The following is a 4,390-nucleotide window of genomic DNA, read 5'->3' on the forward strand; positions in this document are numbered from 1 at the left end:
TTAATTAATTATTAATTAAAAGCTAAGTTAAATCTAACTATGTTAAGAATAAATTAAAAAAAAGATAAGGAAATGCTATAAAAGGTTTGAAATTTATTATAATAATACTAAGCCAAACCCTTTTGGCTGATTAATTTGTTTAAGAGTGTATGGATAATAGTGCAGTACAATAAAGTGATTCAAACCTATTTATCAATCTTTCTACCTATTGCAACACTAAGCTTAATAGTGTGCATATTTTTAGGGGTTTGATTAAATAACGGCGAATCATTTTTTTATGCTTATCTATTAACTGTTCCCTCATGTCTACTACTTGCTAGCTTTAAACATTGGATCATTAATAAACTATTTAAAGCAAAAGTAGATAAGGCAATCAATCTAGTAGGCAAACGAAAACGATTTAGATTTCATAATATATCAAGTTTTGCAATTTTATATGCTTTTTTTAATATGGCAGGATTATTGCCGCTTGTAATTGGAATCTTATTAAATAGGTTTGCTTTTGGAGCTGAAGTTTTTAATGAGGTTACATTATTTGTCCTTACTGCATTATTGTTAGTAGCACAATTAGGAACACAAATATATGACAACATAAAAACCAAAAAATCTCTAAAACATTAGGAGGTGAAAAAATGGAAAGTTATAACCCACTTGATATTGGTATTGCTTTACCGCACATTGGTGCGATTATTATGGTTACTTTAATCATTTCAACTATTTCAATTGTATACTTTGCAATGGTTCGTAAATTAACTGTTCATGATATCCCAAACCGCTTTGTGATTATCATTGGAATTATTGTAAATTTCTTTAGAGGCTTAGTAGTTGATACAATGGGGGCAAAATATGTTAAGTTTGCGCCGTTTGTGTTATTTACATTCTCATATATCTTTACAGCTAATATGGTTTCGCTATTTGGTTTTAAAGAAGCAACAACAGCATCTGCGGTACCATTAGCAATGGCTTTATCATCAGTTATTGGTGGTCAAATTGTCGCTTTACGTTACCAAAAAGCTTCATTCTTCTTGAAGTTTACTCTAAAAATTAAAGGTATTCCTGTGATGGTTAACCCACTTGAAATTGTGTCAAAGCTATCACCAATTATTTCATTAACATTCCGTCTATGGGGTAATATTACTGCTGCTGCAATATTATTGAATATTACATTCTGAGCATTTGCAGGATTCACTAACTCACTACCATGGATTGGTATATCAATCATTGGAGCAGTGACAATTCTACCAATTTTAATTGGTTACTTTACAATGTTTGCTGGAACAATTCAAGCTTACGTGTTCACATTACTTACAAGCATTAATTGAGGTCTTGAAATTAAAGAAGCTGAAGAACATCATGCACATGTGGCTCACAAAAAAGCTGAAAAAGAAGCAGCTAAACGTTTAGCGGAACATCAGGCAAAAGAACAAATGGTTTCTGTTGCTTAATCTTCTAAATTCAAATACACAAAACTAGATAATAAAAACAAGGAGAACAAATATGTCTTTTATTGATTTAACTAATGTTATTTCATCACATCTTGATGCAGGTTCATTACCAAACGTTGATTCGGTATCTGGTGCACAACTTCAAAATGGTGGTGCAGTTGCTTATTTAGGTAAATACTTAGGAGCAGGTTTAACAATGTTGGCTGCTGGTGCAGTAGGTTTAATGCAAGGTTTTGCCACTGCTAACTCAGTTCAAGCGGTTGCTCGTAATCCAGAAGCTCAACCAAAAATTTTAAGTACAATGATCGTTGGTTTAGCCTTAGCTGAAGCCGTTGCGATTTATGCTTTAATTGTTTCTATTTTAATTATTTTCGTTGCTTAGTAGTTTATTTCGTTCGTTACAATAAATTTAAAGAAAAAAATAAATTATGAGGGCAAAATCTATGAAAATTAACAAAAAACACTTAGTAGCTAGTTTGTCTACACTTGCACTTGGTGTGTTTCTTGTGCCTTTCATTGCATCATGTACAGCAGATATTCCTGAACTAAATCCAACTGAAATTATTAATACTCTATTCCCTAATGCATGAGTATTCTTAGCACAAGTTGGAGCAATGTGTTTGGTATTCTCATTAATCTTATGATTAATTTGAAAACCAACAAATAAAATGTTGGACAAGCGTCGTGAATATATAGCTAAAGAAATTCAAGATGCTGAAGAAGCAAAAGCTGAAGCAATCGCTTACTTAGAAAATGCAAAACAAGAGCACCTTAGTGCACAAACACAAGCTAGCCAAATTATTGCGAATACAAAAGCTGAATCACAATCTTATCGTTCTCAATTAGAACAAGAAGCTCGTGAGGCAGCAGATAAAATCGTTACATCTGCAAGAATTAATTTTGCACATGAACAAGAAGCAGAACTTAAACGTCTTCAATCTGAAGCTCGTGAAGCAGCATTCTTTGCTGCAGAAGCATTGATGAAAAAAGAAATTTCAAGAGAAGATAATGATAAATTAGTTGATGAATTCATTAAGGATTTAGAAACTAATTTAAAGAAATAATTTAAGTGAAGTTAGTCAAATCTGTAGAAAAATTTGCTTATTCAATTTTTGAAATAGCAAAAGAAGCAAAAAAGCTTGCTAAGTATGAAAATGATTTAAACATCTTAGCAGCCGTGATACAAGAAGCTCCAAATTTTATTGATGAGCTAAGTGATATTACTATTGATAGTGAATTTCGTAAAAACATTGCTAAGGACGTTTTTGGTAAAGAGATTGAGCAATGCTTATTAAATTTAATTTATTTACTAATCGATCGAGATTTATTTAAATTATTTAATCGCATTATTAAAAAGGCTCATGATTTAATTGGTGAGGAATTAGGTTGTGAAGATTTAATTATTACTTCAGCTTTCGAATTATCACCAAAACATATTCATCAAATTGAAACTGCCTATGAGAAAAAATATAACAAAACATTCCGCCCGAAAGTTTATATTGATAAATCAATTTTAGGGGGAGTTAAAGTTAATTTTCAATCACAGGTAGCTGATGGATCGATCAAAACTAAATTAAATCAATTTTTATTAGAAGATTAGTCTTTGTATGAAAAGTAAATTAGAAAAATATTCACGCTTAATTAGTGAAAGAATTAAGAATTATGACAAAGGTATAACTAGAATTGAAGTTAGTTCAAAATATGAGTTGTCTCAAAAACAAAAAGATCGTATTCTTAATGCATTAACTAAGATTTATGGGAAAAATATCATTCTCACAAGTATCATTGACCCTAGTTTAATTGGCGGGGTTGCTTTAAAAATTAATTCTCAAACGATTGATTCTTCTCTTCGAACAAAATTAAAACAAATCATCAATACTAACGAGAAAGAGGGTGTGTTAAGTGATAAATAATAAAAATAATTCAATTATTAATGACATAAAATCTAAACTTAAAAAATACACTAATTCGCATGTAGTTAATGAGTTTGGTACAGTTGTGTCATTAGGAGATGGAATCGCTTTAGCTGATGGCCTTGATAAAGTGATGCTAAACGAAATTATTCGTTTTGAAAATGGAACTGAAGGATTAGCATTAAACCTAGAAGAAGATGTTGTTGGTATTGTTATTTTAGGCGAATTCTCAGGTATTAAAGAAGGTGATAAAGTTTACCGTACTAATCGCATTGTACAAGTCCCAGTTGGCGATTGTATGTTGGGTCGTGTTGTTGATGCGCTTGGTAAACCCGTTGATAATAAAGGGCCAATTAATGCAACTAAGTTTGATGTTGTAGAAAAAATTGCACATGGTGTTATGGATCGTAAATCAGTTCATCAACCATTAGAAACTGGTATTTTATCAGTTGATGCAATGTTTCCAATTGGTAAAGGTCAACGTGAATTAATCATTGGTGACCGTCAAACAGGAAAAACAACTGTTGCAATTGATGCAATTATTAATCAACGTGGTCGAAATGTTAATTGTGTTTATGTAGCGATTGGTCAAAAAAACTCAACAGTTGCTAATGTTGTTCGTACTTTAGAAAAAACAGGGGCAATGGAATATACAACTGTTGTTGCTGCAAATGCATCTGAATTACCAGCATTACAATACTTAGCTCCATTCACCGGAGTAACAATTGCTGAACAATGAATGCATGAAGGTAAAGATGTACTAATTGTGTATGATGATTTATCTAAACATGCTATCGCATATCGTACATTATCATTACTACTTCGTCGTCCACCAGGTCGTGAGGCTTATCCAGGTGATGTTTTCTATTTACATAGCCGTTTATTAGAACGTGCATGTAAATTAAATGATGATTTAGGGGCGGGTTCAATTACTGCTTTACCGATTGTAGAAACACAAGCTGGAGATATTTCAGCATATATTCCAACTAATGTAATTTCAATTACTGATGGTCAATTATTTATGATAACTTC

Annotated in this window: 7 protein-coding genes; all 7 read left to right on the top strand. The window is 31.7% G+C overall.

Going from position 1 to position 4,390, the window contains the following annotated elements; all coding sequences use genetic code 4:
• Positions 1-228: 228 nt before the first annotated feature.
• Positions 229-621, top strand: a complete 393-nt coding sequence (locus UDIV_RS02765; RefSeq protein ID WP_156021873.1) for a hypothetical protein — start codon at positions 229-231, stop codon at positions 619-621.
• A gap of 11 nt (positions 622-632) precedes the next feature.
• Positions 633-1,445, top strand: a complete 813-nt coding sequence (locus UDIV_RS02770) for a F0F1 ATP synthase subunit A (protein WP_038103012.1) — start codon at positions 633-635, stop codon at positions 1,443-1,445.
• 52 nt (positions 1,446-1,497) lie between these two features.
• Complete coding sequence (locus UDIV_RS02775; protein WP_038103016.1) at positions 1,498-1,827, top strand: ATP synthase subunit C; 330 nt, start codon at positions 1,498-1,500, stop codon at positions 1,825-1,827.
• Positions 1,828-1,888: 61 nt separating this feature from the next.
• Entirely contained in the window at positions 1,889-2,509 is a 621-nt protein-coding gene (gene atpF, locus UDIV_RS04330; protein WP_081847826.1) for a F0F1 ATP synthase subunit B, read from the top strand.
• 5 nt (positions 2,510-2,514) lie between these two features.
• Positions 2,515-3,045: an ATP synthase F1 subunit delta gene (gene atpH / locus UDIV_RS02785; RefSeq protein ID WP_038103019.1), complete on the top strand. Its 531-nt coding sequence runs from the start codon at positions 2,515-2,517 to the stop codon at positions 3,043-3,045.
• A gap of 7 nt (positions 3,046-3,052) precedes the next feature.
• A complete protein-coding gene (locus UDIV_RS02790; protein WP_038103022.1) occupies positions 3,053-3,358 on the top strand; it encodes a F0F1 ATP synthase subunit delta in 306 nt (101 codons plus the stop codon).
• Positions 3,351-4,390 (top strand): F0F1 ATP synthase subunit alpha (gene atpA / locus UDIV_RS02795; RefSeq protein WP_038103025.1); only part of this gene is annotated, 1,040 nt, incomplete at its 3' end. The genes UDIV_RS02790 and atpA, both read left to right, overlap by 8 nt.

Origin of the sequence: Ureaplasma diversum NCTC 246 (assembly GCF_000731915.1) — a bacterium.
Classification (GTDB): Bacteria; Bacillota_I; Bacilli_A; order Mycoplasmatales; family Mycoplasmoidaceae; genus Ureaplasma; species Ureaplasma diversum.